The sequence below is a fragment of the Roseburia sp. genome, from assembly GCF_041325975.1.
Lineage (GTDB): Bacteria > Bacillota > Clostridia > Lachnospirales > Lachnospiraceae > Roseburia > Roseburia rectibacter.
The window spans coordinates 211,125-235,204 of record NZ_JBGLEJ010000004.1; the positions used below are offsets into that span (position 1 = coordinate 211,125).

Sequence of the window (24,080 nt, forward strand, 5' to 3'; positions counted from 1 at the left end):
TGTTACCTGATGATTCTAATATTATGCGTATTACATTCCGCAATGTAAATTCATTACATGCTAATATTATATCATATGTTTCCCATTTCGCCTATTAAAAATTTATAAATTAAACATTTTTATATCTTTTTTAATTTTGCAAAAGAAGCAAACATTTTTTTGATGCCCACTGTATCAAACTGAACCGTGACTTCATAGTCCCGTCCACCTTCTACGATCGCAACTACAGTGCCTTCTCCAAACCTTGTATGTAAAACACGGTCAGCAATATCATATGGCAGTTTTTCCGCTTTCGTATGAACAGACGCAAATGCACGCGCCTGCATGCTCTGTCCGGAAGGCTGCTGTTTCATGTTCATCCGTTTTGATTTTGCACTCCATTCATTTCCAGTTGAAGTACCCGCTTCCTTTCTTGCAGGAACTGTTTCTTTTCCATCTAAAAGTTCTGCAGGAATTTCTTTGACAAATCGTGAAACTTTATTGTACTGTGTCTCACCTCGGATCATTCTCTGCCTTGCACAGGTGATCGTCAATTCTTTCATTGCACGGGTAATACCCACATAAGCAAGGCGGCGTTCTTCCTCTAACTGCTCACTTGAATCATCCGACGTGATCGACATATAGCTTGGGAACAGACCATCCTCCATACCTGCTAAATACACTTTAGGAAATTCCAGTCCCTTTGCACTGTGCAGCGTCATCAAGACAACATAGTCGCTGTCATCTTCCAGGCTGTCAATGTCTGCCACCAGTGCTACTTCTTCCAGAAAACCGCTCAGTGTCGGATGTTCCTCGCTTTCCTCATAGCTTACAACTTTACTTAAAAGCTCATCGATATTCTCGATCCTTGCCTCAGCTTCATCGGTACCTTCCGCCTGAAGTTCCTTAACATATCCTGTTTCCTCGATCACTTCATGAAGCAGCTGTGAAATGCTGATAAACTCCAGTTTACTCCGGAACACCTGAACAAGATTTACGAATGGCTTTACTTTTGATGCTGCTTTTCCAATGGACGGGATTTCATCTGCACGCTTTAAGGCATCATAAAAGCTGATATCGTATGCCCCAGCATAATCAGTCACACGGTTTACAGTCGTTGCGCCAATGCCACGTTTTGGAACATTTAAAATACGACGCACCGCAAGATCATCACGTGCATTGTCAATCGTCTTTAAATAAGCAAGAAGATCCTTCACTTCTTTTCTGGCATAAAAGTTTACACCACCGACGATCTTATACGGAATATTTGATACGATAAAACGCTCCTCAAACAGTCGTGACTGCGCATTTGTACGGTATAAAACAGCATGATCCCCATAATGATAAGCTCCGTTCTTTACATCACCTGCAATATCACATGCGATAAAATCAGCTTCCTCATAACCGGTATTAAACTGTTCAAAATCAATCTTCTTACCTTCTTCATTTGCAGTCCAGAGTGTCTTTGATTTTCTGCCAACATTGTTTGCGATCACGCTGTTTGCTGCATTTAAAATATTCTGGGTGGAACGGTAATTCTGCTCTAATTTGATTGTTTTTGCATCTGGAAAATGTTTTTCAAAATTTAAAATATTATAAATATTCGCCCCACGGAACTTATAAATAGACTGGTCATCATCACCTACTACACAAAGATTCTGATACTTTCCCGCCAGAAGACGGATCAGTTCAAACTGTGCTGTATTGGTATCCTGATACTCGTCTACCATAATATAATGGAAACGCTCCTGATAATAATTTTTCACTTCAGGATCCGACTGTAAAAGTTCTACCGTTTTCATGATCAGATCATCGAAATCAAGCGCATTGTTCTTATGTAATGCATCCTGATACTCCCGGTATACCTCCGCCTGTCTGCGTTTTGCATAATCAGAAGATGTCAGTGCACGCTGCATCAGTTCTGTCGGTGTGATCAGTTCGTCTTTCGCTGACGAGATTGCTGCTAAAAAACTTTTCTCTTTATAAATCTTAGTATCGATCTCTAAACGCTTACAGATATCTTTCATCAGGGATTTTGAATCATCCGCATCGTAGATCGTAAAATTGGTATCAAATCCGATCCGGTCAATATGACGGCGCAGGATTCTCACACAACTTGAATGAAAGGTCGATACCCAGATACTTTCCGAACCGAATCCAACAATTTTATCAATCCGCTCCCGCATCTCCCCAGCTGCCTTGTTGGTAAAAGTGATCGCCATGATATGATAGGGATTAACTCCCTTTTCTTCTATTAAATAAGCAGTACGGTGTGTCAGCACACGCGTTTTCCCGGAACCTGCTCCCGCTAAGATCAGCACCGGTCCCTCCGTCTGATATACTGCTTCCCTCTGCTGTTCATTCAGTGTATCGTATATACTCATATTTATTATTTTCCTTTTCTTTCATTGATTGCTATTATACTATAACATGTACTTTTCGTGCAATAAAACCTATCTTGAATTATTTTGTTAAATTATTTTTTCATTTATATCTTGTCATCTAGTTTTCATTACTATATAATGTGATAAGAGGTGACACAAATATGGATACGAAACAATTTTTACGTTCAATCTTAGATTCCTTACAGCAGATTGATTACGTCAAACCGGAAGATATTCCGAATATTGATTTATATATGGATCAGGTAACCACATTTATGGATTCACAGCTTGCAGCTTCCAAGCGTCATGATGACGACAAAATCCTGACTAAGACAATGATCAACAATTATGCAAAAAACAACCTTCTTCCTCCACCGGAAAAGAAGAAATATACCAAAGAACATGTACTGGTTCTGATCTTTATTTATTATCTGAAGAGTATTTTAAGTATCAGCGATATCCAGGGGATTTTAAATCCGATCACAGAAAAATACTTCGGCAATGACGAGCACTACAGTCTCGAAGATATCTATAAAGAAGTTTTCAGTTTAGAACATCCGGAAACACAGAACCTCATGAAAGATCTTGCAAAGAAATTCAACACTTCCATGAAAACATTCCCGGATGCATCGGAAGAAGAAGCCGATCTTTTGCATACGTTCAGTTTTATCTGTATGCTCAGTTATGATGTATACATCAAAAAAACTCTGATTGAAAAAATGATCGACCAGATGGCTTCAAAAGATCCGGACACAAAACCATCCAAAAAATAATAGAAGAACCGCTATTTCTGATAAGACAGATGATCATATATTTGCATATACACCTGTCTGCCGGAATAGCGGTTCTTTTTATTTCTATTCTTTATCTTTTTCCTGAAGTCTTGAGAAAACCATATCATATCCGTCATTGCCATAATTCAATGAACGGTTTACACGACTGATCGTTGCAGTGGAAGCACCGGTCTTTTCTGCGATATCAAGATATGTCTTCTGATCTCTAAGCATCTTCGCAACTTCAAATCTCTGTGATAAAGAAAGCAGCTCATTCACAGTACATACATCTTCAAAAAATGTATAACATTCTTCCTTGTTCTGGAGGCTTAAAATAGCATCAAACAGATGATCAACTGCCTCTGTCCTAAGTTTCTTGCTCATAATCCTTTCTCCTTTTTTATTGATTGCACGCTATGTGCGCTATACACCTATGTTGCATTTTAGCATATTAAAGTTTTAAAGTAAATAGATATTTTTGTTATTTTATTTTTTTCGCAGACCGTTATTATATCATTTTCTCCATGTAAATGCAATGAAATATATCGGTTTACAAAATCAGAACATTTGTTCTGATTTTTATTTCTTTTCTATTGATTTTCAAACATATGTTTGCTATAATATTTTTTACCAACAAATATTTTACCCTGTAAAGGAGCATTCCACATGAAAAAAATAGGCTCATTTTTCTTTACTTTTATACCATTTTTGCTTGCGATAGCATTCCAGTACCTTGCCATGTTTTTTGTAATGGGAGTAGCCCTGTTTTATGAACATATCCGCTATATTTTTTCTTCCAGCCATGTCTATACAGAGCTTTGGAACAATACTTTAAACCTTTGGTCCTCAACGCGCGTAAATACCATGATCATGATCGTATTTTCCCTGCTCTGTATCGGAGCATTCGGTCTATGGTACCATGCCGGATATCATGGGATTTATCTGGTTCACCCGGGAAAGATTTTCCATCCGCTTTCCGTTATTGGGATCATCCTTTTAGTACCTGGTACACAGTGTCTGTCGACCTATCTGGTCTCTTTCCTGGCATCTTTGTTTCCACAGTGGATGAAAGCCTATGAAAAACTTATGGACACTGCAGGAATGACAAATGGGCTGACCGTATCCATGTTCTTTTACTCCGTCCTGCTTGCCCCAATCGGTGAAGAACTTCTCTTTCGCGGTGTTACCATGCATCAGGCAAAAAAAGTATTTCCGTTCTGGGCAGCAAACATCATGCAGGCACTTTTATTCGGAGTTTTCCACATGAATATGATACAGGGAATCTATGCATTTTTCCTCGGTATGATTCTGGGTTACATCTGTGAAAGAGGTGGCAGTATTTATCAGTCTATCCTGTTTCACATGTTATTTAACTTCTGGGGAACCGTCATAAGCAGCATTTTACCAACCGGCAGCAGTGCACTCTTTTTCATCCTTTATTTTGCCACAGGAGTGATCTGTATCTCATGCGGTTTTGTCCTCTTCCATTTTGGATCAAACCGCATGGTTCAAAAACAAATGTCTATTCTGCCACTTGAAAATACGGGATATGATACTTTTCCTCCATTCAATTAACGTCCGGTTTCATCACTGCAGATAATTTTTCAGGAAACGAATCAGTTCTTCCATCTCTTCTTTTGTTCCGATACTGATCCTCAGATAATTGCTGATTCGTTCTTTTGAAAAATACCGCACAAAAATATGTTCTTTTTTCAAAGCCTCAAACAATTCTTTTGCCGGCACACGCTCATGTGTTGCAAAGATAAAATTACTCATGGAATCTCCAAATGAAAAACCAAGTTTTGCAAGCTCTTTCTTTGTCCATTCACGGGTCGCTATTACACGCTGTCTGGTCTCTTCGAAGTAGTCCTTGTCCTTTATTGCTTCCACACCAAGTGCAAGTGCTGTCTGATTCATCGTATAGGAATTAAATGAGTACTTCACATCATTAATATATTTAATAAGTTTTTCATTTCCCATTGCATAGCCGATACGCATGCCTGCCATGGAACGTGACTTTGAAAAAGTCTGGACCACCAGCAGATTATCAGATTTCTCAATCAGAGGAAGTGCACTCTCCCCTCCAAAATCGATATATGCCTCATCCACAACCACAATCACATCCTGATTATGCTTTATGATATCCTCAATTTCTGAAAGTGGCATTAAAATTCCTGTCGGTGCATTTGGATTTGGAAAAACTACGCCTCCATTTTCGCCATAATAATCTTCTTTTACGATCTGGAAATTATCGTCTAACGGTTTTACCTCATATGGTATCCGAAGCATATCTGCCCACACATCATAAAACGAATAAGTAATATCCGGAAACCAGATCGGTGTTTTAGAATTAAAGAACGTCATAAAGATCATTGCAAGTACATCATCAGATCCAACACCCACAAAAACCTGACTGCTCTTTAAACCATAATACTCTGCGATCGCATCGACAAGAACTTTACAGGCCGGCTCCGGATATAATCTGAGCCGGTCTGTATCGAACTCTTTGAGTGCACGGATCACTCCTGGTGCCGGTGGATACGGATTTTCATTTGTATTTAATTTGATCATACGCTGTTCCTGTGGCTGCTCTCCCGGAACATACGGTACTACTTTTCTTACATAAGATTCCCAGTTACCCATTCTATGCCTCCTACTAATTCAGTCCATACACTTCTGCTAATTTTGCAAATGCAGGAAGTGAATTTTTGATTGTCTCATGAGAAACACAATAAGCAAGGCGTACAAATCCGCCACATCCAAATGCACTTCCTTTTACCATCAGAAGATGCAGCTTTTTGCCCTCTTCTACAAACTCTTCTTCATTGGCAACCGGAGATTTCACCCACAGGTAAAATGCTCCTTCCGGCTTGATACAGGTAAAGCCAAGATTCGTTAAGCCATCGTATAACATCTTTCGGTTTTCATCATAAAAAGAAACGTCTGTTTTTTCATCTAAACATCTTGCAACTGCTTTCTGGATCAAAGATGGTGCATTGACAAATCCAAGCGTACGGTTTGATATCTCAATACCGCGTATCAGATCTTCGGCATCAGATGCCTCATTTGGAACTACCACATAACCGATACGTTCTCCCGGCAGTGATAATGATTTGCTGAAAGAATATCCAACGATCGTATTTTTATAATATTTTGTCAGAAAATCTTCTTTATTTCCATCATAAACCAGCTCACGATAAGGCTCATCTGATATCAGATAAATGTCATGTCCGTATTCTTCCTGTTTCTTTTCTAAAATAGCAGCGATTGCCTGCATCGTCTCAGGTTTGTAAATCACACCTGTCGGATTATTTGGTGTATTGACGATAAGTGCCTTTGTTTTTTCTGTGATCTTTGCCGCAAAGTCAGCTAAATCCGGCTGAAATGTCCGAAGATCCGGATTTACCGTTACAATATCCGCATCAAAATTAGCTGCATACTGACGATACTCACCGAAAAATGGTGCAAACACGATCACCTCATCTCCCGGATCTAAAATTGTCTTAAAAATTATATTAAGACCGCCTGCTGCACCGACTGTCATTACAATATTTTGACCATCAAATACAGTACCAAAACGTTTGTTTAAGTTCTCTGCGATCGCTTCACGCACATCTTTATAGCCGGCATTTTCCATATATCCGTGTAATTCCAGAGAACCTGATGCACCTTTTTTATCTGCCTCGTCTAACAGATCACGGATACTGTTATTTAACGCTGCCGGAGCCGGTGTTGCTGGATTGCCAAGAGAAAAATCATAGACATTCTCTGCACCATATTTTTCTGCCATTGCTTTTCCTTCTACAAACATTGCACGGATCGCAGAATTTCCGAGTAAAGCCTTTTGTATTCTTTTTGAAACCATAATTCTATCTCCATTCGTATACATTTCTGTTGTTGCAGATCACACAAATCCCACTGAAAGAAGTGTATTTATAATATATCTTTAAATACTTTACCACAGCACTATAAAGAAGTAAATGCTATTTTCATTGGAATTATTGATGTTCCATAATGCGACGATTTTTCCCTATTATACACGAAAAGCGTATTGCAGCTTCCATAAACTGCAATACGCTTTTACAAGCCTGTTATCTATACAATACTCATAAACCATTCCACGGTTTCCGGTGAATAATGTGAAAAGAATAAACTTTCTCCTGTATCAAGTGCCTCGATCTGCTTCATTTCCTCATCGGTCAGTGAAAAATCAAACACATTGAAGTTTTCCTGCATTCTTTCTTCGTGGGTAGATTTCGGGATGACAACTACCCCATTCTGAAGCAGGAAGCGGAGTGCTACCTGAGCTACACTCTTTCCATATTTTGTTCCGATTTCTTTGAGTACCGGAATGTTGAAGAAATCGTTTTTATAGATAACGCCGAGTTAAGTCTCACGCAGCTCAATGGCTTTAACTGCCTTCTCCGTGACCAGATCGGTTTCTGGACTGAACTGGTAAAACAAAAAATGCCTGCATCACGTTTTCTGATACAGACAGATGAATTTGAGTTTGAGGAACTGGTCCGGAACTCCTCATTGTTATGTTTTTCCACCAGTATCGCAACACCCTTAAACCAGCCCATGAAAGACCGGAAAGCGATCCCTTTGACCGATGCAGAAGTTCATGTTACTTATTGTACCATAAGTACTTTAGTCCGCAGTGCACGTCCGAAAAATTAAAAAACTGCAGTGTTTCCACTGCAGCTTTTCTTTTACATCTACTATTTTACTAACTCTTTTACTTTTGCTTTCTTACCAACGCGATCTCTTAAGTAGAATAATTTAGCACGTCTTACTTTACCCTGACGAACTACTTCTACTTTCTCAACGTTCGGAGAATGTAACGGCCATGTTTTTTCTACGCCGACACCGTTAGAGATTTTTCTTACAGTAAATGTCTCACGGTTGCTTCCACCCTGTTTTTTAAGTACAGTACCCTCGAATACCTGGATTCTTTCACGGTTACCCTCTTTGATCTTACCGTAAACTTTTACAGTATCACCAACACGGAACTCCGGTACTTCTGCTTTTAACTGTGCTGTTTCAATGTTCTTAATGATTTCACTTGCGTTCATTTTGTGACCTCCTGATAATTTGGATGTTCTTAATACGCGAATTCGTAACAGAGGACCATCTATTTTTACTCACAACTATTATATCTTATCACATAAATTTGTGATTGTAAAGATATTTTTTACTCGGGAGTTTGACAGTTGAATATTAGAAAATATACTCGCAGGTCGCATAAAACCTGCTTTTTTTGCGTCAATTTTCTTGTTTTACTATATTGCAATGTGTTGTATAATAAGCTATGGGAGAATTTTTGTATGCGAGTTACGACATCTAAATCAAAAAATTCAGAATCATTTTATATTTCGAAAGGTTACGTTAACAACAAAGGCGTCAGTACTTCTGTTATCATTCGAAAACTCGGAACACTGAAAGAACTCTTGCCTGAACATGGTCCTACCCGTGATGATGTCATGAAATGGGCTCGTGAAGAAGCAAGACTGGAAACACTGAAATATAAAAAAGAGCAGCAAACCAAATCTGTTCAGATAGCTTTTCATTCTGACCATAAACTGGATTATGACCAACAGGTCTTTTACCGTGGAGGGTATCTTTTTCCACAAGCTTTTTATTATCAGCTTCAGTTGGATAAGACCTGCCGAAAACTTCGGGATAAGCATAAATTCAAATACGATATCAATGTCATTCTTTCTGACTTGATTTATGCAAGGATTTTAGAACCAGCCAGCAAACGTTCTTCTTTTAAAACGGCTTCTGAATTTCTGGAAAAACCTTCTTATCAACTGCACGACATATATCGTGCTCTTGATGTATTAGGAAACGAATGCGATTTTATCCAGTCAGAAGTATATAAAAACAGTCATCTTCTTGGAAAACGAAATGATAAGGTGCTTTATTATGATTGCACAAACTATTTCTTTGAAATCGAGCAGGAAGATGGGGATAAGAAATACGGAAAAGGAAAAGAACATCGTCCAAATCCCATCATACAAATGGGAATGTTCATGGATGGAGACGGGATTCCTCTTGTTTTTTCACTTTTTCCAGAAAATGCAAACGAACAGACTTCATTAAAGCCATTGGAAACAAAAGTTCTTCAGGACTTTGGCTGCACTAAATTTATTTACTGCAGCGATGCAGGACTTGGTTCAGAAGCCATCAAAAAAATAAATCATGCCGGCGAAAGAGCATCTATCGTTACCCAGTCGATCAAAAAATTAAATAAGGTTGATAAAAGATGGGCGTTGGATAAGACTGGATTCAAACGGGTTTCCGATGATTCTCCTGTTGAGCTTTCAAAAATCCCGGAAGATGATATGGGATTATATTATAAAGATAAGCCATATACGCCCCACTCGCTGCACCAGCGTCTGATTATTACATACTCTCCTAAATATGCGAAATATCAAAAAACAATACGCAATGAGCAAGTGGAACGTGCAGAAAAGATGCTCCATTCCGGAAAAACAAAAAAAGAACGAAGGAATCCAAATGATCCAGCAAGATTTATAGGTAAGACTGCCGTTACAGAAGATGGTGAAATTGCTAAGATTGAAAAATATCTGGACGTCGATAAGATTGAAAATGAAGCACTTTATGATGGAATGTATGCGGTAACGACAGACCTTCTGGATGATGATGTAAAAGATATCTTAAAAGTAAGCGAAGGCCGATGGGAAATCGAAGAATGCTTCCGCATCATGAAAACTGATTTTGAAGCCAGACCGATATATCTCCAAGAGGATATGCGTATCAAAGCACACTTTCTCATCTGTTTTCTTGCGTTAGTAATCTATCGTTACCTGGAAAAGGGTTTAGGAAATACCTATACTTGTGAAACAATTTTAGACAAACTCAAGACCATGAATTTTGCCGATGTACAGGAACAGGGATTTATGCCCCTGTACACACGTGATAAATTAACCGATGCTTTGCATCAGGTATGTGGTTTTGAAACAGACTTTCAGCTTATTACCAAAAGTCAAATGAAAACAATTCAGAAAAAAAGTAAGGGAAGGAAATAAATTACCATACTTCAAAACGAGAACAAAACACCTCGCAACCAGCATAAACACTGGATTTGCGAGGCGTTTTAGTCTACTCAACTGTCAAAGACAGGATTTTATGATCTCCACTTTTTCTGTTCCTTTTCTGTCAGCACTGCCCTTGCAAACAGATCCGGTCTTCTTTCTTTCGTCCTTATAATAGATTGCTCCCTGCGCCACTCGTCTACAAGTTTATGATTGCCTGACAAGAGTACCGGCGGAACTTTTTTACCCATCCACTCCTCCGGCCGGCTATACTGCGGATACTCTAACAGATCTCCCTCAAAAGACTCCGTAGAACCGGATTCATCGTTTGTCAGCACTCCAGGTACCATGCGGGAAATCGCATCCACCATGACCATCGCCGGAAGTTCGCCTCCCGTCAGTACATAGTCACCGATCGAAACATAATCCGTCACGATCTCCTCTAAGACGCGCTCATCAATTCCCTCATAATGTCCACACAGAAAAATCAGATTCTCCTCCTTCGCAAACGACTTTGCAGCCTGCTGGGTAAAAGTCGGTCCCTGTGGTGTAAGGTAAATAGTACGCGGTTTTGCACCAATCTTATCAACGATCGATTTCCAGGCATCATAAACAGGCTGCGCCTGCATCAACATTCCAGCCCCACCGCCATATGGATAATCATCTACTTTTTTATGTTTATTGATCGTATAATCCCGGATATTTACCGCTTCGATCGAGAGCAGTCCCTTCTCGGCGGCTCTGCCGATAATACTGGTGTTTAATCCCTGCATGACCATATCCGGAAACAATGTCAAAATGTAAAAATTCATGCTTCCTCCCGCCTGCTGTTTAAGTCTCTTAATCCATCAAGCAGGTGAACCTGCATCGTACCACCTTCGATATCCACCTGTTTTACACAGTCTCTGATCGCAGGAAGTAAAATATCATCTGCACCTTCTTTGCTGATTACATAGACATCATTTGCACCTGTCTGCAGCACATCCGTCAGTTCTCCTAAATCTTCGCCCTCATCCGATGTTACTTTAAGTCCGATGAGATCTGCAATAAAATACTCATTTTTCTTCAACTTTACCGCATTTTCCCTGGTGACATACAGACTTTTTTTTCGAAACCTCTCCACATCATTGATGTTGTCATATCCTTTGAATTTGAGTATCACCATATTTTTGAAGAACTTTACCCCGGCAATTTCGAGTGTAAGGTTTTCTTTTCCGGTGTCTAAGATTACCTGTTTTAATTTTTTAAAGCGTGCTGCATCATCTGTGGTCGGAAATACTTTCACTTCCCCACGCACACCGTGTGTCGTTGTAATGACACCTACCTGAAGTAAATTCTCCATAAATCCTCCATTCTGTCATTTAATCCTGATCACAACATTCTCGACCAGGCCTGTTTTCTGATTTGTAAAATTAATCTGCACGGAACCGCCTTTTTGTACTTTGATCTTTTTTGCCGAATTCAGATAAGACGTACTTTTCCAGTTCTTATCATAATAAGTAAATGACGTGATCTTCCATCCTGTTTTCGCTTTCACGTCAAACTTTAATGTTTTATTATTTGCAGATTTGTAATCATAAATATTTGTATTTTTAAACTGATTTTTTAATTGTTTATTTCCAATTTTGTAACTTGCAGCCGGATTGCTCCATTTATAAACAGTCAGTTTTGACGTAAAAGTTGTCAATAATCTGCCTGTTTTTACCGTCACTTTGATTGTTGAGGTTCCAGCCTTTAATGGTTTGATCCGGACATTATTGTCACCTATGGCAATCTTTGCCACTTTTCCATTTGAGCTGCTCACTTTTGTGATTCTTCCGTTTGACGGCATATTTCCTACTTTATATACGTATGTCCTTTTGTTTTTCGGGCAATATACCTGCGTGAGTTTTCCGCTAAAACGCATTTTTGTATAAGCACCTTTATAGGATTCATTTACGATGCCTTCTGTCCCATCCAGCACATTTTCTTCGATAAATACGGTATCATTCCCTGTGTCCGTTAATCTTTCAGCAGCACTTGCCATTACCGGCATCTGTATAGCTAACAGGAATGTCATTAAAAATATACAACACTTTTTTGCAATACCTCTCATTCTTATTCCCTCTCTTCCTTCCCTGATAGAAAAAAAACCGGCTGCACCATGTTCATGATCACGCCGGTTTACTGTGAAGATTACTGCATAATCTCCACAATCACTTTTTTCTCTTCTTTTGAGGCAGCAGCCTTTACAACAGAACGGATCGCTTTCGCAATACGTCCCTGTTTGCCGATTACCTTACCCATATCAGACTGTGCAACGCGCAACTCTAATACGATCGCTTTTTCATTCTCGGTCTCAGTTACAACAACTTCATCCGGGCAATCAACAAGTGCCTTGGCAATTACTTCTACTAATTCTTTCATAGGTCCACCTCACTGATCCTATTTCTCAATACCAGCATTTTTGAAAATTCTTGCTACGGTATCTGTTGGCTGAGCTCCGTTTGCTAACCATTTCTTTGCTAAGTCCTCATTTACATGATACTCGCTTGGATCTTTAGTCGGATCATATGTTCCAATCTCTTCGATGAACTTTCCATCTCTCGGGGATCTGGAATCAGAAACTACGATACGATAGAAAGGTGCTTTCTTCTGTCCCATTCTTCTTAATCTGATCTTTACTGCCATTACTTTCACCTCCTTAAATTTTTGCTGTTCATTTATTAAAAAGGAAGTCCTTTAAACATTCCCTTTTTACCTTTTTTCATCATGCCAGGCATCTGTTTCATCATTTTCTTTGCCTGGTCAAACTGCTTTACAAGACGGTTTACTTCCGCAATATCAACGCCTGCTCCCTGTGCGATCCTGCGCTTTCTGCTCGGATTGAGCAATGAAGGGTTCTGTCTCTCCTCGACTGTCATCGAAAAGATGATCGCCTCGGTACGCGCCATATTCTTTTCAGCCGCTCCCTCGTCAATCTCAGGCATCTTGCCACCGCCAAGTCCCGGCATCATACCAAGAATACTGGAAAGACCGCCCATTTTTTTCATCTGACTCATAGATTCTAAATACATCTCAAAGTCAAACTCATTCTTGCGCATCTTTTCTTCGAGCTTTTTGGCTTTTTCCTCGTCGATTTCACTCTGTGCTTTCTCAATGAGAGTCAGCACATCACCCATTCCAAGAATCCTTGATGCCATACGGTCAGGATAAAACTGCTCTAAATCAGAAAGTTTTTCTCCCATACCTGCGTAAAGAATCGGTTTTCCGGTCACTGCCCTTATGGAAAGCGCCGCACCACCTCTGGTGTCACCATCAAGTTTGGTAAGTACCACACCGTCAATTCCGATCTTCTCATCGAAGGTCTTCGCAACATTAACGGCATCCTGTCCTGTCATGGCATCAACAACTAATATTGTCTGTGATACCGCAACATTTTCTTTTATCTGAATCAATTCAGCCATCATGTCTTCATCTACATGAAGACGTCCTGCTGTATCGATGATCAGCACATTAAAATCATTCTTTGTGGCATGCTCTACCGCAGCCTTTGCAATATTTACAGGAGTGTTCTTATCTCCCATGGAGAATACTTCCACACCCTGTTTTTCACCATTGATCTGCAGCTGTTCGATTGCTGCCGGGCGATAAACATCACAGGCGACAAGCAGCACCTTCTTGCCTTTGGCTTTTAACTTTCCGGCAATCTTTGCTGTTGTGGTCGTTTTACCGGCACCCTGAAGACCTGCCATCATAATGATCGTCAGTTCTTTGCCCGGACGAAGTGCGATTTCTGTTGTCTCAGACCCCATCAGGCGAACCATCTCTTCGTTTACGATCTTAATGACCATCTGTCCCGGATTCAGTCCGTTCATCACGTCCTGCCCGATCGCGCGCTCCTGCACGTCTTTTACAAATTGTTTGACCACTTTGAAATTGACATCGGCCTCTAAAAGAGCCATCTTAACTTCCTTTAAAGCAGCCTTCACATCATCTTCTGTCAAACGACCTTTGCTTCTCAGGTTCTTAAATACATTCTGGAGTTTTTCGGATAAACTGTCAAATGCCATCTATAGCTCCTCTAATATCTGGTTGGAGATCTGCTCGATCTCTTCTAATACTGCCTCGTCATGATTCTTATAGAACTCTTTTGTCAATGCATGAATCTTTGTTACCATACCTCTTGCGGTCTGGAACTTCTCGATCAGATGAAGTTTACTCTCATATCCTTCCAGAGTCTTCGTACATCTCTTTACCATATCATGTACACCCTGACGGCTGATTCCCTCTTCATCTGCGATCTCACCGAGTGAGAGATCATTGAACACAAAATCCTCGTATATCTTTCTCTGATGTTCGTTTAAAAGCTCTCCATAGAAATCATAGAGATACGCCTGTTCAATCTTTTCTTCCATTTTATATCCCAATCTGTACTCTCACATCAGCACCTTGCATAGATTATCATAAAAAAGAATAGGTGTCAAGCATTTTTTCTTGACACCAGTATTTATTTTTTCTTAAAACAAGACTTTTTTCCTATATCAATCTTGACAATTCTTTTTTCTGCTGTTTATAATATGCGTAAGCAATGAGCATTGCGGACTAAAGTACCACATGAAATAAACCTGTTTTGTACTTGCGCAAAACTGCGCAGGAATGGAGGTTCCAATGAAAAATAAATATCAGAAACCTGCAATTTATCTGACACCAGAACATACAGAAGGCATTTACCTTGCAAGTGGTTCAAATGCCGCAGCCGGTTCCGTAACTGCGACCTACATAGGTGTATGGGACAGATGGGACGGTGGCGGAAAAGGTCTGGTTGCCGTAAATTGGAGCAATGTGACCGGCAGTGTTACCCTGACGCTTTCTTTCAATAACTCGATCGATCAGGTTGAGGTTGCAGGATATACAGCATCCACCTCAATCTCCGGCAATTCCGTGAAACTGATTTTTGATCCGAATTCCGGTTCTGATCTCACACTCGGTATCCATTTAAATCACTCCGGTGCAAGTATTGACAGTCTTACAATGACAGGTCAGTCTTACACGGTATCATAGCAGATTTAACTGCATATGCTCTCATGTAATATCAGAAGCAGATTTATTGCATAGATCAAAATAAGGAATTTCGTTTTCTTTTAACGAAATTCCTTATTTTTTTAGAATCTTACAGACTCGCTCTGACTAATTTCGGTTTATAACCATTTTTCTCTAATGCTTTGATGATCTGATTTTTGTGATCGGTACCAAAGCACTCTAAAGTGATACGAAGCTCCACGGCTGCATTGCGGTTTGTGCTGATAAACTGATTATGCTCTAACTTAATCACATTTCCCTGCTCTGCTGCAATCGTTGCGGCTACTTTTGACAATTCGCCCGGCTTATCCGGAAGAAGTACAGATACCGTAAAGATACGGTCACGGAAGATAAGTCCCTGCTGTACCACGGAAGACATTGTAATCACATCCATGTTACCACCACTTAAGATTGATACGACACGTTTATCTTTTACACCAAGATGTTTCAACGCTGCTACCGTAAGAAGGCCCGAGTTTTCCACAACCATTTTATGGTTTTCCACCATATCGAGGAATGCAACAACAAGCTCATCATCCTCAACCGTAATGATATCGTCTAAGTTCTTTTTGATATATGGGAATATCTTGCTGCCCGGTGTCTTTACTGCAGTACCGTCTGCGATCGTGTTGACACTTGGCAGTGTCGTTACTTTTCCTGCTTTAAAAGAAGCCTGCATACAGTTTGCACCTGCCGGTTCCACACCGATCACCTTGATCTTTGGATTTAACAGTTTTGCAAGTGTAGATACACCTGTTGCAAGTCCGCCTCCACCGATCGGAACTAAGATATATTCCACAAGCGGAAGTTCTTTAAAGATTTCCATTGCGATCGTTCCCTGTCCGGTTGCCACTGCAAGATCATCAAACGGATGAATGAATGTATATCCTTTTTCCTCTGCTAACTCATATGCCTTCTGGCATGCCTCATCATAAACATCTCCATAGAGAACAACCTCAGCGCCATAGCTCTTGGTACGGTTTACTTTGATCAAAGGTGTTGTTGTCGGCATCACGATGACAGCTTTGCAGCCATAGCATTTTGCAGCGTAGGCAACACCCTGCGCATGATTTCCTGCTGATGCAGTGATGAGTCCTTTCTTACGTTCTGCCTCCGTCAACGTGCTGATCTTATAATAAGCGCCACGCACTTTGTACGCACCGGTAAACTGCATATTCTCCGGTTTTAAATATACTTTGTTTCCTGTCTGTTCACTTAAGAAATCAGAGTATACCAGTTTTGTCTCTAAAGTGACTTCTTTTACTTTTTCACTAGCTTCCTCAAACTTGTCTAATGTTAACATTTATTTTCTCCTTCATCTGTTTATTATTCTGCCTGATCTTTTACATCAAAAAGTGCATTTACAAATTCATTGGAATCAAACTTCTGCAGATCCTCGATCGTCTCTCCGACACCGATATATTTGACCGGGATTCCAAGTTCTGAATGGATTGCAACAGCGATACCACCTTTGGCGGTGCCATCCATCTTTGTTAAAATGATACCTGTAATTTCTGCTACTTCCGAAAATTGTCTTGCCTGGGCAAGTGCATTCTGACCTGTTGTTGCATCTAAGACCACCAGAGTCTCACGGTATGCATCCGGATATTCTTTTTCCAGAATACGGTTGATTTTCTTTAATTCTTCCATGAGATTTTTCTTATTATGGAGACGTCCAGCCGTATCGCAGAGCAGTACATCCGCATTTCTCGCTTTTGCTGCTGCGACCGCATCATATACGACTGCCGCCGGATCTGCCCCTTCCTGTCCACCGATCATCTCAACACCGGCACGGTTTGCCCATTCTAACAACTGGTCACCTGCTGCTGCACGGAACGTGTCGGCTGCTGCAAGAACAACCTTCTTCCCTTGATCTTTTAATTTGCCAGCCAGTTTTCCAACGGAAGTCGTCTTTCCTACACCGTTTACACCGATGACAAGTACCACAGACTTTTCATTTTCAAACCGGTACGCAGTTTCTCCGACATCCATCTGTTCTTTGATGCTGTTGATAAGAAGTTCCTTGCACTCTGCCGGATCTTTGATCTTATTTTCTTTTACTTTTTCTTTGAGATTCTCAATGATCGACTCCGTCGCATTGACACCGATATCCCCCATGATCAGGATTTCTTCGATTTCTTCATAAAAATCATCATCAATACTGGAAAATCCGCTGAAGATCGAATCGATCCCGGATACGATGTTATCTCTCGTCTTGCTGAGTCCGGAAACCAATCGGCTCCAGAATCCTTTTTTTTCTTCTCCCATACATCCTGCCTTTCTTATTTGTCCAAATATTATTTATCTAAATCGTTTTCAATCAGATTAACGGAAACCAGTGTTGAAACACCTTTTTCCTGCATCGTGATACCGTAAAGACGGTCTGCTGCAGCCATTGTACCACGTCTGTGCGTGATCACAATAAACTGTGTGTTCTTTGTCAGCTTATGCAGATACTTTGCAAACCTTGTTACGTTTGAGTCATCAAGTGCCGCCTCAATCTCATCTAACAGACAAAACGGCGATGGCTTTAAATTCTGGATCGCAAATAACAGAGCGATCGCTGTCAGTGACTTTTCTCCACCGGACATCTGCATCATATTCTGCAGTTTCTTTCCGGGCGGCTGTGCAATGATACGGATACCGCACTCTAGGATATCCTCATCTTCCACCAGTTCAAGTGTACCTTTTCCACCACCGAACAGTTCTTTAAATACCGTATCAAACTGTTTCTGGATCTCTGCAAATTTTTCCATGAACTGTTTACGCATTCCTGTATCGAGTTCCTCAATGATACCGAGCAGCGTTTTCTCCGCCTCGATCAGATCATCATGCTGCGTTTTTAAAAACTCATAACGTTCCGATATCTCTTTATAATCCTCGATCGCATTGACATTGACATCACCGAGTCTCCGGATATCGTCTTTAATCTGTGTGATCATTTTCTTTAATGCTGCAGGATCAGCATAAGAATCATCCCTAAGATCCATCGCAGCATGAAGTGTCAGCTCATATTCCTGCCACATATAATTCGTCTGATATTCTCTCGCTTCATCGAGCTTTTCATGCTGGCTGTTCAATCGGAACACTTCTTTGTCGAGATCAGCGATCTGATCTGACATTTCCTCCCTTTTCCGGAAAAATCCTTTCTGTGCAGCCGACATCTCTTCTTTCTTCTGCGTATAATCGTTAAGCTGCTGTTCTAAACCGGCATGTGTATCATCCGAAGCAAGAATCGTCTTTTTCAGCTCCTCGATCTCAAGCGTTTTCTGCTTTGCCTCTTCTTTCGCCTCTCCTGCCTGTGTGACTAACTGCTCTCTTTCCTGTGAAAATCTTGTGATCTCACTTAAGATACGTGAAATATTAGACTGCGCAAATTCTGCCTTCTGCCGGATACCAGCTTCCTCTAAAGCGATCTTTGAAACTAGCTCTGCCGCTTCTTTCTCCTTCGTCTGATATTCCTCTAAACGCTTTCCAAACTCTTCATTTTCCTGTTCGATCTCTTTTTCACGGACTGCTGCATTCTCGATCTCAGCCACGATCTGTACTTTATTTTGTTCAAGTTCTGCAAGCTGCTCCTCGATCTCAGTTCTCTCTGCATTAAGACCTGCAAAAACAGATTCCCTCTCGTTTTTCTGCTCTGTGGCACGATCTAAGTTCATTTTTGCCGTATTCTGTAAAATATACTGTTCCTGCAGTTTTTCCTTACTGCTTTCCATGTCTTCTTCTAACAGCGATTGTGCTGTTTTGATATCTTCCAGACGGTCTCTCGACTCTTTGATCTGGCTTTGCAGTGTAGCTACAAGTGTTTCAAGTTCTTCCACTTCACGTCTTCTTGCAAGAAGATTACTGGTATTTTTAAATGCACCACCGGTCATGGAACCACCCGGATTTAAGCACTCACCCTCAAGCGTTACGATGCGAAAAGAGTAGCGGTATTTTCTTGCTAATGCAATGGCATCATCAATCGTCTCCGCAACAACTACCCTGCCAAGCAGATAATTCGTCACACCATCATATCTTGCATCATTTTTTACCAGCGTACTTGCAAGTCCTATGACACCACGTTCACGCAATGCTTCCTGATTTTTAAAACCACCGCTGCCGTTCACGCTCGTAAGAGGAAGAAATGTTGCCCTTCCATAACGGTTCTGCTTCAGATAAGCGATCATCTGCTTTGCTGTATCTTCATCCTCTGTGACAATATTCTGGATACTTCCGCCTAATGCAGTCTCGATCGCAACTTCATATTTTTTCTCAACCTGGATCAGATCTGATACTACACCTAAAATTCCTCTGTGTCTGTCTTTCTGCTCCATTACACGACGGATACTGTTTCCATACCCATCGTAACGTTCTGCGATATTTTTTAAGGTTTCTAATCTGGACTGTTCTTTATGGTATCTGGTAACATCCTGCTCTAGTTTCTGACTGGTCCCGGAATACTTTCTGCGCCACTCGCGGTTCTTTTCTTCCATTGCAGCCGTCACTTCTTTCAACCCGCGGATCGTTTCATTGACATCATCTAATTCCTGCTGATACGCAGACAGCACATTATCTAAATCTTCTTCCTCTGTCTTTCTGGCAAGAAGTCTCTGTGTAAGTTTCGCTTTACGGATATTGATCTGCTCTGCCATCGTATCAAAACGCTGCTGTCTCGCCTTGATGGATGCCTTGTTATTAAGAAGTTCGATGATCTCGCTCTTTCCACGTTCAATCCCATCACTGCATTCTTTCATTCCATTTCGCAGATCTTCTAATTCTTTTTCGGCAGCCTGCTTTCTCTCAGAGATCCCGGCTAATGCCTCTAAGAGTTCTTCCCGTTCCCTGCCATAAACTTCTTTCTGTCCGATGCGCTCCTGTCTGTCTTTTTCGATGGAATCCAGCCTGTTTTTTAAATGCTCGTCCGTCATCTCCGCTGTATGGATCTGCTCTTTTAAGACATTGATCTGACCTTCTAATTTTCCTTTTAAAACAGTAGAACCACTCAGGTTATCACGCACTGCGGTGATTGCCTGCTCTAACTGTTCAATCTCTGATTCCATGCGCTCATATTCCGTTTTGACCTGCTCATAAGAATCTTTTGACTCATTCAGCTGTGCATTGGCAATGCCGCACTTTTCTTCTACCTCACGAAGCTGTGCGTCAATACGTGTCATCTCCATCAGAAACATATTGACATCATATGTTTTTAATTCTTCTTTTTTCTTTAAATAAACATGCGCTTTTTCTGCCTGTTTTTGAAGCGGACCAACCTGACGCTCCAGTTCACTTAAGATATCATTGACACGAACCAGATTTTCACGCTCATTCTCTAACTTTTTCTGCGCAGTTGCCTTGCGCTTTTTATATTTTACAATTCCGGCAGCCTCGTCAAACAGCTCTCGCCGTTCTTCCGGTTTACCGTTTAGGATTTTCTCGATCTGTCCCTGTCCGATAATGGAATATCCTTCTTTTCCGATACCGGTATCATAAAACAGCTCGGTCACATCTTTCAGACGGCAGGCATTGCCGTTGAGCAGGTACTCACTCTCCCCGGAGCGGTACACACGCCTTGCGACCGTAACTTCCTCATAATCTACAGGAAGTTTATGATCCGCATTGTCAAGTGTGATCGCAACATAGGCATAACTGAGCGGCTTACGGTTTTCCGTTCCCGCAAAAATAATATCCTGCATGCTGGCACCACGAAGCTGCTTTGCACTCTGTTCACCAAGAACCCAGCGCACCGCATCTCCGACATTGCTCTTACCACTGCCGTTTGGTCCCACAATTCCTGTGATCCCGTTATGAAAATCAAAAACGATCTTATTCGCAAATGATTTAAATCCCTGCACTTCAATACTTTTCAGATACATACTAAACCTCATTCTTTACAGTTTTGGTTTCAAAAGCAAAAGTGCCTGGTAGGCAGCTTCCTGCTCTGCCGCTTTTTTCGTGTGACCGCATCCCTCCCCGATCACTTTATCTCCGATGCGTGCTTCGACCGAAAACTTTTTATCATGATCCGGTCCTTCTTCTGAAATCAGTTCGTAATGCAGACTCTCCTTATAATTGCCCTGCACAACCTCCTGTAAAATAGTCTTGCTGTCATAAAACAGCTTTTTGTGTTCAATATCTGTCAGGATAAATTTATGTATAAACTTTTTCGCCGGCTCAAAACCACCGTCTAAATAAATGGCTCCGATCACAGACTCTAATGCATCTGATAAAATTGACTTACGCTTTCTTCCACCTGTCTGGTTCTCACCTTTGCCAAGCAGCAGATAATCACCAAGATCCATCTCTCTGGTGCAAAGTGCAAGTGTCGGCTCACAAACGATACTTGCGCGAAGTTTTGTCAGATCCCCCTCCGGCAGATCCGGATAATTGCGGTACAGAAAATCACTCGATACGATCTCTAAAACTGCATCACCTAAAAACTCCAGCCGCTCATTGTCAGAATGTTTTTTCATATGCTTTTCATTGGCATATGAACTGTGTGTCAGTGCCTGACGCAATAAACCTTCTTTCTCAAATGTATATCCTATCTGATTCTGTAATTCCTGTAACTTTGACATTTCATCCTCCCTAGTCAGGGGCTTTTTTCTACCTTACTGTCCGTCCAGCAAAATATAAAAAAGACTCTGTTTTTTATTATAATAACGGAAAAGCCCTTGCCTGACAAGATTTTGTCTTCAACAAGGGCATACGTTATCCTTTTATTTAGTTTAAAGCATTTTTGATCTGCTCAACTGCATCTGCAACTGTCACGATATGCTCAGCATCCTCATTTGCGATCTCGATATCGAATTCTTCTTCAATTCCCATAATGATCTGAAAAATATCAAGGGAGTCAGCTCCAAGATCATCCACAAAAGTGGTATCCATTGTGATCTCCTCCTCATCTACATTTAATACCTCTGCAATGATTTTTTTCAGTTTTTCAAATTCCATAACTTTACATTCCTTCCTGTTCCGTTGAACTTATAATATTTTTTCTGATTTTTCCGTTGATGTCCTGCTCTTTGAACGTCACACATTGAAAAATGGAATTGGTAATCTCAACTGCTTTCGCACTTCCATGAGTCTTTACCACAAGTCCATTCAGTCCTAATAAAGGAGCGCCGCCATACTGAGTTGCATCAAACGCTTTTAATGTTGACTTTAATGCCGGAAGTGCAAGTGCCGCACCGATTTTACTTCTTACGGTACTCATCATGCCTTTTTTTATTGCTCCGACAAGCGTTCCTGCCAGTCCTTCATACAGCTTTAAAATTACATTTCCAACAAATGCCTCACAAACGATCACATCTGCCTCTCCATGCGGGATCTCACGAGCCTCAATACCGCCCACAAAATTAATATCCGTACATTCTTTCAAAAGCGGAAATGTCTCTTTTACCAGTGCATTTCCTTTTTCTTCCTCCGCACCGATATTTACGATCGCTACTCTCGGATTTTTGATTCCAAGTACATTCTCCATATAAATGGAACCCATCTTTGCAAACTGAACAAGATGTGATGCCCTTGCATCTACATTCGCCCCGCAGTCGATCAGAAGTGACACACCCTTTTCTGTCGGAATAAGCGGTGCTAACGGTGGTCTCTCGATTCCTTTGATCCTGCCTACAATAACCTGTCCGCCGACTAATATGGCACCCGAACTTCCTGCCGATACAAATGCATCCGCTTCTTTTTGTTTTACCATATTCATGCCGACAACGATCGATGACTGTTTTTTCTTGCGGATCGCATTTACCGGCGGTTCTGCCGTCTCGATAACTTCCTCAGCATGTATAACCTCGATCTGCTCTGTCGGATAAGTGTATTTTTCAAGTTCCTTGCGGACCACATCCTCCTGTCCAACCAGAAGAATCTTAATATCCCTTCTCGCATTGACCGCATCCACAGCACCCTTTACAGGTTCGGCAGGAGCATAATCTCCACCCATTGCATCTAAGACAACTTTCGTAATCTCAAGTGATTGATTCTGCTGCATAATTACTTCTCCATTCTAATACGTTTAGGACTCTCCCTTCACGTCTATATTGAAATATACTATAACTCTTTCTATAAATCAATATAAAAATCGCTTGTCATTAGTTATAAAATTCCTGATTTCTTTCATTTTCTGCTTCACGGTCTTCATCAGACATATAACGCTCAAACACACCTTCTAATATGTAATTAAGTAACAGTGTCGCTAAAGCCGGTGAAATAATGGCAACAACCGGCAAAAGGTATGTTCCGATGCAGCATGCAAGGAAAAACATCAATGCCATAAATGTTTTTGGCAGATTACCGATCGCCATCAGTGCAGAATTTTTAAGGATCATTTTCGTTGTATTTTCAAAGCGCGCCATATATGGAAATACATACACTGCCCATGCAATGACCACAAGCATCAGCACAAAGAAAACTACATAAAGCACACCTGATTTTTCACCTGCTTTTGCAAACTGATACATAATGTAGCCATCGAGACCTACGAGAACAACTGCTGCTGCCACAATAAGCGTTACCAATGCTCCCTGCTTCATATTTGATCTAAAAGAATGCCAGAAAGAACTCCAAAGGTATCCTCTGCTGTGCCGGATCACCTTGTTTACTGCATAATAAAGTGCTGTTGTTGCAATTCCAGCCGGAACTGCCAGTACGATACACGGCAGTGCTAAAATGATCGCTTTTGTCACATATGCCACATAAATTCCAAATGCAAGCGGTATGCAGCATATCATCCACAACAGACTTAAACATACACAGTCGACACCCTTTCCAAGTGCCTGAAAAAACTTATTGTCCAGATTAAAAATATCTCCCATTGCCCTACTCCTTTGTTA

The 24,080-nt window shown here is 40.8% G+C and carries 25 protein-coding genes; 5 read left to right on the plus strand and 20 right to left on the minus strand.

From position 1 onward, the window contains the following. Positions 1-119: 119 nt before the first annotated feature. Positions 120-2,363: a DNA helicase PcrA gene (gene pcrA, locus ACDD58_RS04330; RefSeq protein WP_370776022.1), complete on the minus strand. Its 2,244-nt coding sequence runs from the start codon at positions 2,361-2,363 to the stop codon at positions 120-122. A gap of 161 nt (positions 2,364-2,524) precedes the next feature. Here pcrA and ACDD58_RS04335 point away from each other — a divergent pair, with 161 nt between their 5' ends. Next, complete coding sequence (locus ACDD58_RS04335) at positions 2,525-3,136, plus strand: DUF1836 domain-containing protein (RefSeq protein ID WP_117922546.1); 612 nt, start codon at positions 2,525-2,527, stop codon at positions 3,134-3,136. Positions 3,137-3,220: 84 nt separating this feature from the next. On the opposite strand, the gene ACDD58_RS04340 is transcribed toward ACDD58_RS04335, so the two are convergent. Beyond that, on the minus strand, positions 3,221-3,520 hold the full coding sequence (locus ACDD58_RS04340) for a YerC/YecD family TrpR-related protein (RefSeq protein WP_117922545.1): 300 nt from the start codon (positions 3,518-3,520) through the stop codon (positions 3,221-3,223). A gap of 282 nt (positions 3,521-3,802) precedes the next feature. Between ACDD58_RS04340 and ACDD58_RS04345 the strand changes: the two genes are divergently transcribed. Further along, positions 3,803-4,711: a type II CAAX endopeptidase family protein gene (locus tag ACDD58_RS04345; protein WP_117922544.1), complete on the plus strand. Its 909-nt coding sequence runs from the start codon at positions 3,803-3,805 to the stop codon at positions 4,709-4,711. A 12-nt stretch (positions 4,712-4,723) separates the two neighbouring features. Here the strand turns inward: ACDD58_RS04345 and hisC are convergent, their stop codons facing one another. The 3 genes from hisC to ACDD58_RS04360 all read right to left on the minus strand — a co-directional run bounded on the left by hisC (position 4,724) and on the right by ACDD58_RS04360 (position 7,489). Beyond that, positions 4,724-5,779 carry a histidinol-phosphate transaminase gene (hisC, locus tag ACDD58_RS04350; protein WP_370776025.1) on the minus strand — a complete coding sequence of 352 codons (1,056 nt, stop codon included), beginning with the start codon at positions 5,777-5,779 and terminating at the stop codon, positions 4,724-4,726. Between the two features lie 13 nt (positions 5,780-5,792). Beyond that, entirely contained in the window at positions 5,793-7,001 is a 1,209-nt protein-coding gene (locus ACDD58_RS04355; protein ID WP_370776027.1) for a pyridoxal phosphate-dependent aminotransferase, read from the minus strand. Between the two features lie 230 nt (positions 7,002-7,231). Continuing rightward, entirely contained in the window at positions 7,232-7,489 is a 258-nt protein-coding gene (locus ACDD58_RS04360) for an aldo/keto reductase (protein WP_370777448.1), read from the minus strand. Here ACDD58_RS04360 and ACDD58_RS04365 point away from each other — a divergent pair. After that, complete coding sequence (locus ACDD58_RS04365) at positions 7,382-7,816, plus strand: hypothetical protein (RefSeq protein WP_186898967.1); 435 nt, start codon at positions 7,382-7,384, stop codon at positions 7,814-7,816. The two genes, ACDD58_RS04360 and ACDD58_RS04365, sit on opposite strands and share 108 nt — an antisense overlap. Positions 7,817-7,857: 41 nt before the next feature. Here the strand turns inward: ACDD58_RS04365 and rplS are convergent, their stop codons facing one another. Next, the gene (rplS, locus tag ACDD58_RS04370; RefSeq protein ID WP_006858535.1) at positions 7,858-8,211 is read right to left on the minus strand and encodes a 50S ribosomal protein L19; all 354 of its coding nucleotides are present in this window, start codon (positions 8,209-8,211) and stop codon (positions 7,858-7,860) included. A 252-nt stretch (positions 8,212-8,463) separates the two neighbouring features. Between rplS and ACDD58_RS04375 the strand changes: the two genes are divergently transcribed. After that, on the plus strand, positions 8,464-10,191 hold the full coding sequence (locus tag ACDD58_RS04375; protein WP_370777450.1) for an IS1634 family transposase: 1,728 nt from the start codon (positions 8,464-8,466) through the stop codon (positions 10,189-10,191). A 98-nt stretch (positions 10,192-10,289) separates the two neighbouring features. Here ACDD58_RS04375 and trmD read toward each other — a convergent pair whose 3' ends face one another. From trmD to ylxM, 7 genes are all read right to left on the minus strand, one after another. Further along, the gene (trmD, locus tag ACDD58_RS04380; RefSeq protein WP_370776030.1) at positions 10,290-11,009 is read right to left on the minus strand and encodes a tRNA (guanosine(37)-N1)-methyltransferase TrmD; all 720 of its coding nucleotides are present in this window, start codon (positions 11,007-11,009) and stop codon (positions 10,290-10,292) included. After that, positions 11,006-11,539 carry a ribosome maturation factor RimM gene (rimM, locus tag ACDD58_RS04385; protein WP_117919724.1) on the minus strand — a complete coding sequence of 178 codons (534 nt, stop codon included), beginning with the start codon at positions 11,537-11,539 and terminating at the stop codon, positions 11,006-11,008. Before rimM ends, trmD begins: the two co-directional genes overlap by 4 nt. 15 nt (positions 11,540-11,554) lie before the next feature. Then, positions 11,555-12,292 carry a hypothetical protein gene (locus ACDD58_RS04390; protein ID WP_117919726.1) on the minus strand — a complete coding sequence of 246 codons (738 nt, stop codon included), beginning with the start codon at positions 12,290-12,292 and terminating at the stop codon, positions 11,555-11,557. Positions 12,293-12,372: 80 nt separating this feature from the next. After that, positions 12,373-12,603, minus strand: a complete 231-nt coding sequence (locus ACDD58_RS04395; RefSeq protein ID WP_006858539.1) for a KH domain-containing protein — start codon at positions 12,601-12,603, stop codon at positions 12,373-12,375. An 18-nt stretch (positions 12,604-12,621) separates the two neighbouring features. Then, on the minus strand, positions 12,622-12,867 hold the full coding sequence (rpsP, locus tag ACDD58_RS04400) for a 30S ribosomal protein S16 (RefSeq protein ID WP_006858540.1): 246 nt from the start codon (positions 12,865-12,867) through the stop codon (positions 12,622-12,624). Positions 12,868-12,902: 35 nt separating this feature from the next. Next, the gene (gene ffh / locus ACDD58_RS04405) at positions 12,903-14,249 is read right to left on the minus strand and encodes a signal recognition particle protein (RefSeq protein ID WP_370776032.1); all 1,347 of its coding nucleotides are present in this window, start codon (positions 14,247-14,249) and stop codon (positions 12,903-12,905) included. Then, positions 14,250-14,594: a YlxM family DNA-binding protein gene (gene ylxM, locus ACDD58_RS04410; RefSeq protein WP_117919880.1), complete on the minus strand. Its 345-nt coding sequence runs from the start codon at positions 14,592-14,594 to the stop codon at positions 14,250-14,252. Positions 14,595-14,847: 253 nt separating this feature from the next. Here ylxM and ACDD58_RS04415 point away from each other — a divergent pair, with 253 nt between their 5' ends. Further along, on the plus strand, positions 14,848-15,240 hold the full coding sequence (locus tag ACDD58_RS04415) for a pe-pgrs family protein (protein ID WP_241070934.1): 393 nt from the start codon (positions 14,848-14,850) through the stop codon (positions 15,238-15,240). Between the two features lie 109 nt (positions 15,241-15,349). Here ACDD58_RS04415 and ilvA read toward each other — a convergent pair whose 3' ends face one another. The 7 genes from ilvA to ACDD58_RS04450 all read right to left on the minus strand — a co-directional run bounded on the left by ilvA (position 15,350) and on the right by ACDD58_RS04450 (position 24,062). After that, positions 15,350-16,561, minus strand: a complete 1,212-nt coding sequence (gene ilvA, locus ACDD58_RS04420) for a threonine ammonia-lyase (protein WP_118209638.1) — start codon at positions 16,559-16,561, stop codon at positions 15,350-15,352. 23 nt (positions 16,562-16,584) lie between these two features. Continuing rightward, the gene (gene ftsY, locus ACDD58_RS04425) at positions 16,585-17,526 is read right to left on the minus strand and encodes a signal recognition particle-docking protein FtsY (RefSeq protein WP_118209637.1); all 942 of its coding nucleotides are present in this window, start codon (positions 17,524-17,526) and stop codon (positions 16,585-16,587) included. Between the two features lie 29 nt (positions 17,527-17,555). Continuing rightward, positions 17,556-21,116: a chromosome segregation protein SMC gene (gene smc, locus ACDD58_RS04430; RefSeq protein ID WP_370776038.1), complete on the minus strand. Its 3,561-nt coding sequence runs from the start codon at positions 21,114-21,116 to the stop codon at positions 17,556-17,558. Positions 21,117-21,131: 15 nt separating this feature from the next. Further along, positions 21,132-21,818: a ribonuclease III gene (rnc, locus tag ACDD58_RS04435; RefSeq protein WP_370776040.1), complete on the minus strand. Its 687-nt coding sequence runs from the start codon at positions 21,816-21,818 to the stop codon at positions 21,132-21,134. Between the two features lie 145 nt (positions 21,819-21,963). Further along, complete coding sequence (acpP, locus tag ACDD58_RS04440; RefSeq protein ID WP_006858544.1) at positions 21,964-22,194, minus strand: acyl carrier protein; 231 nt, start codon at positions 22,192-22,194, stop codon at positions 21,964-21,966. Between the two features lie 4 nt (positions 22,195-22,198). Further along, positions 22,199-23,239, minus strand: a complete 1,041-nt coding sequence (plsX, locus tag ACDD58_RS04445) for a phosphate acyltransferase PlsX (protein ID WP_370776043.1) — start codon at positions 23,237-23,239, stop codon at positions 22,199-22,201. A gap of 100 nt (positions 23,240-23,339) precedes the next feature. Beyond that, a complete protein-coding gene (locus tag ACDD58_RS04450; RefSeq protein ID WP_370776045.1) occupies positions 23,340-24,062 on the minus strand; it encodes a YesL family protein in 723 nt (240 codons plus the stop codon). Between the last annotated feature and the right edge of the window lie 18 nt (positions 24,063-24,080).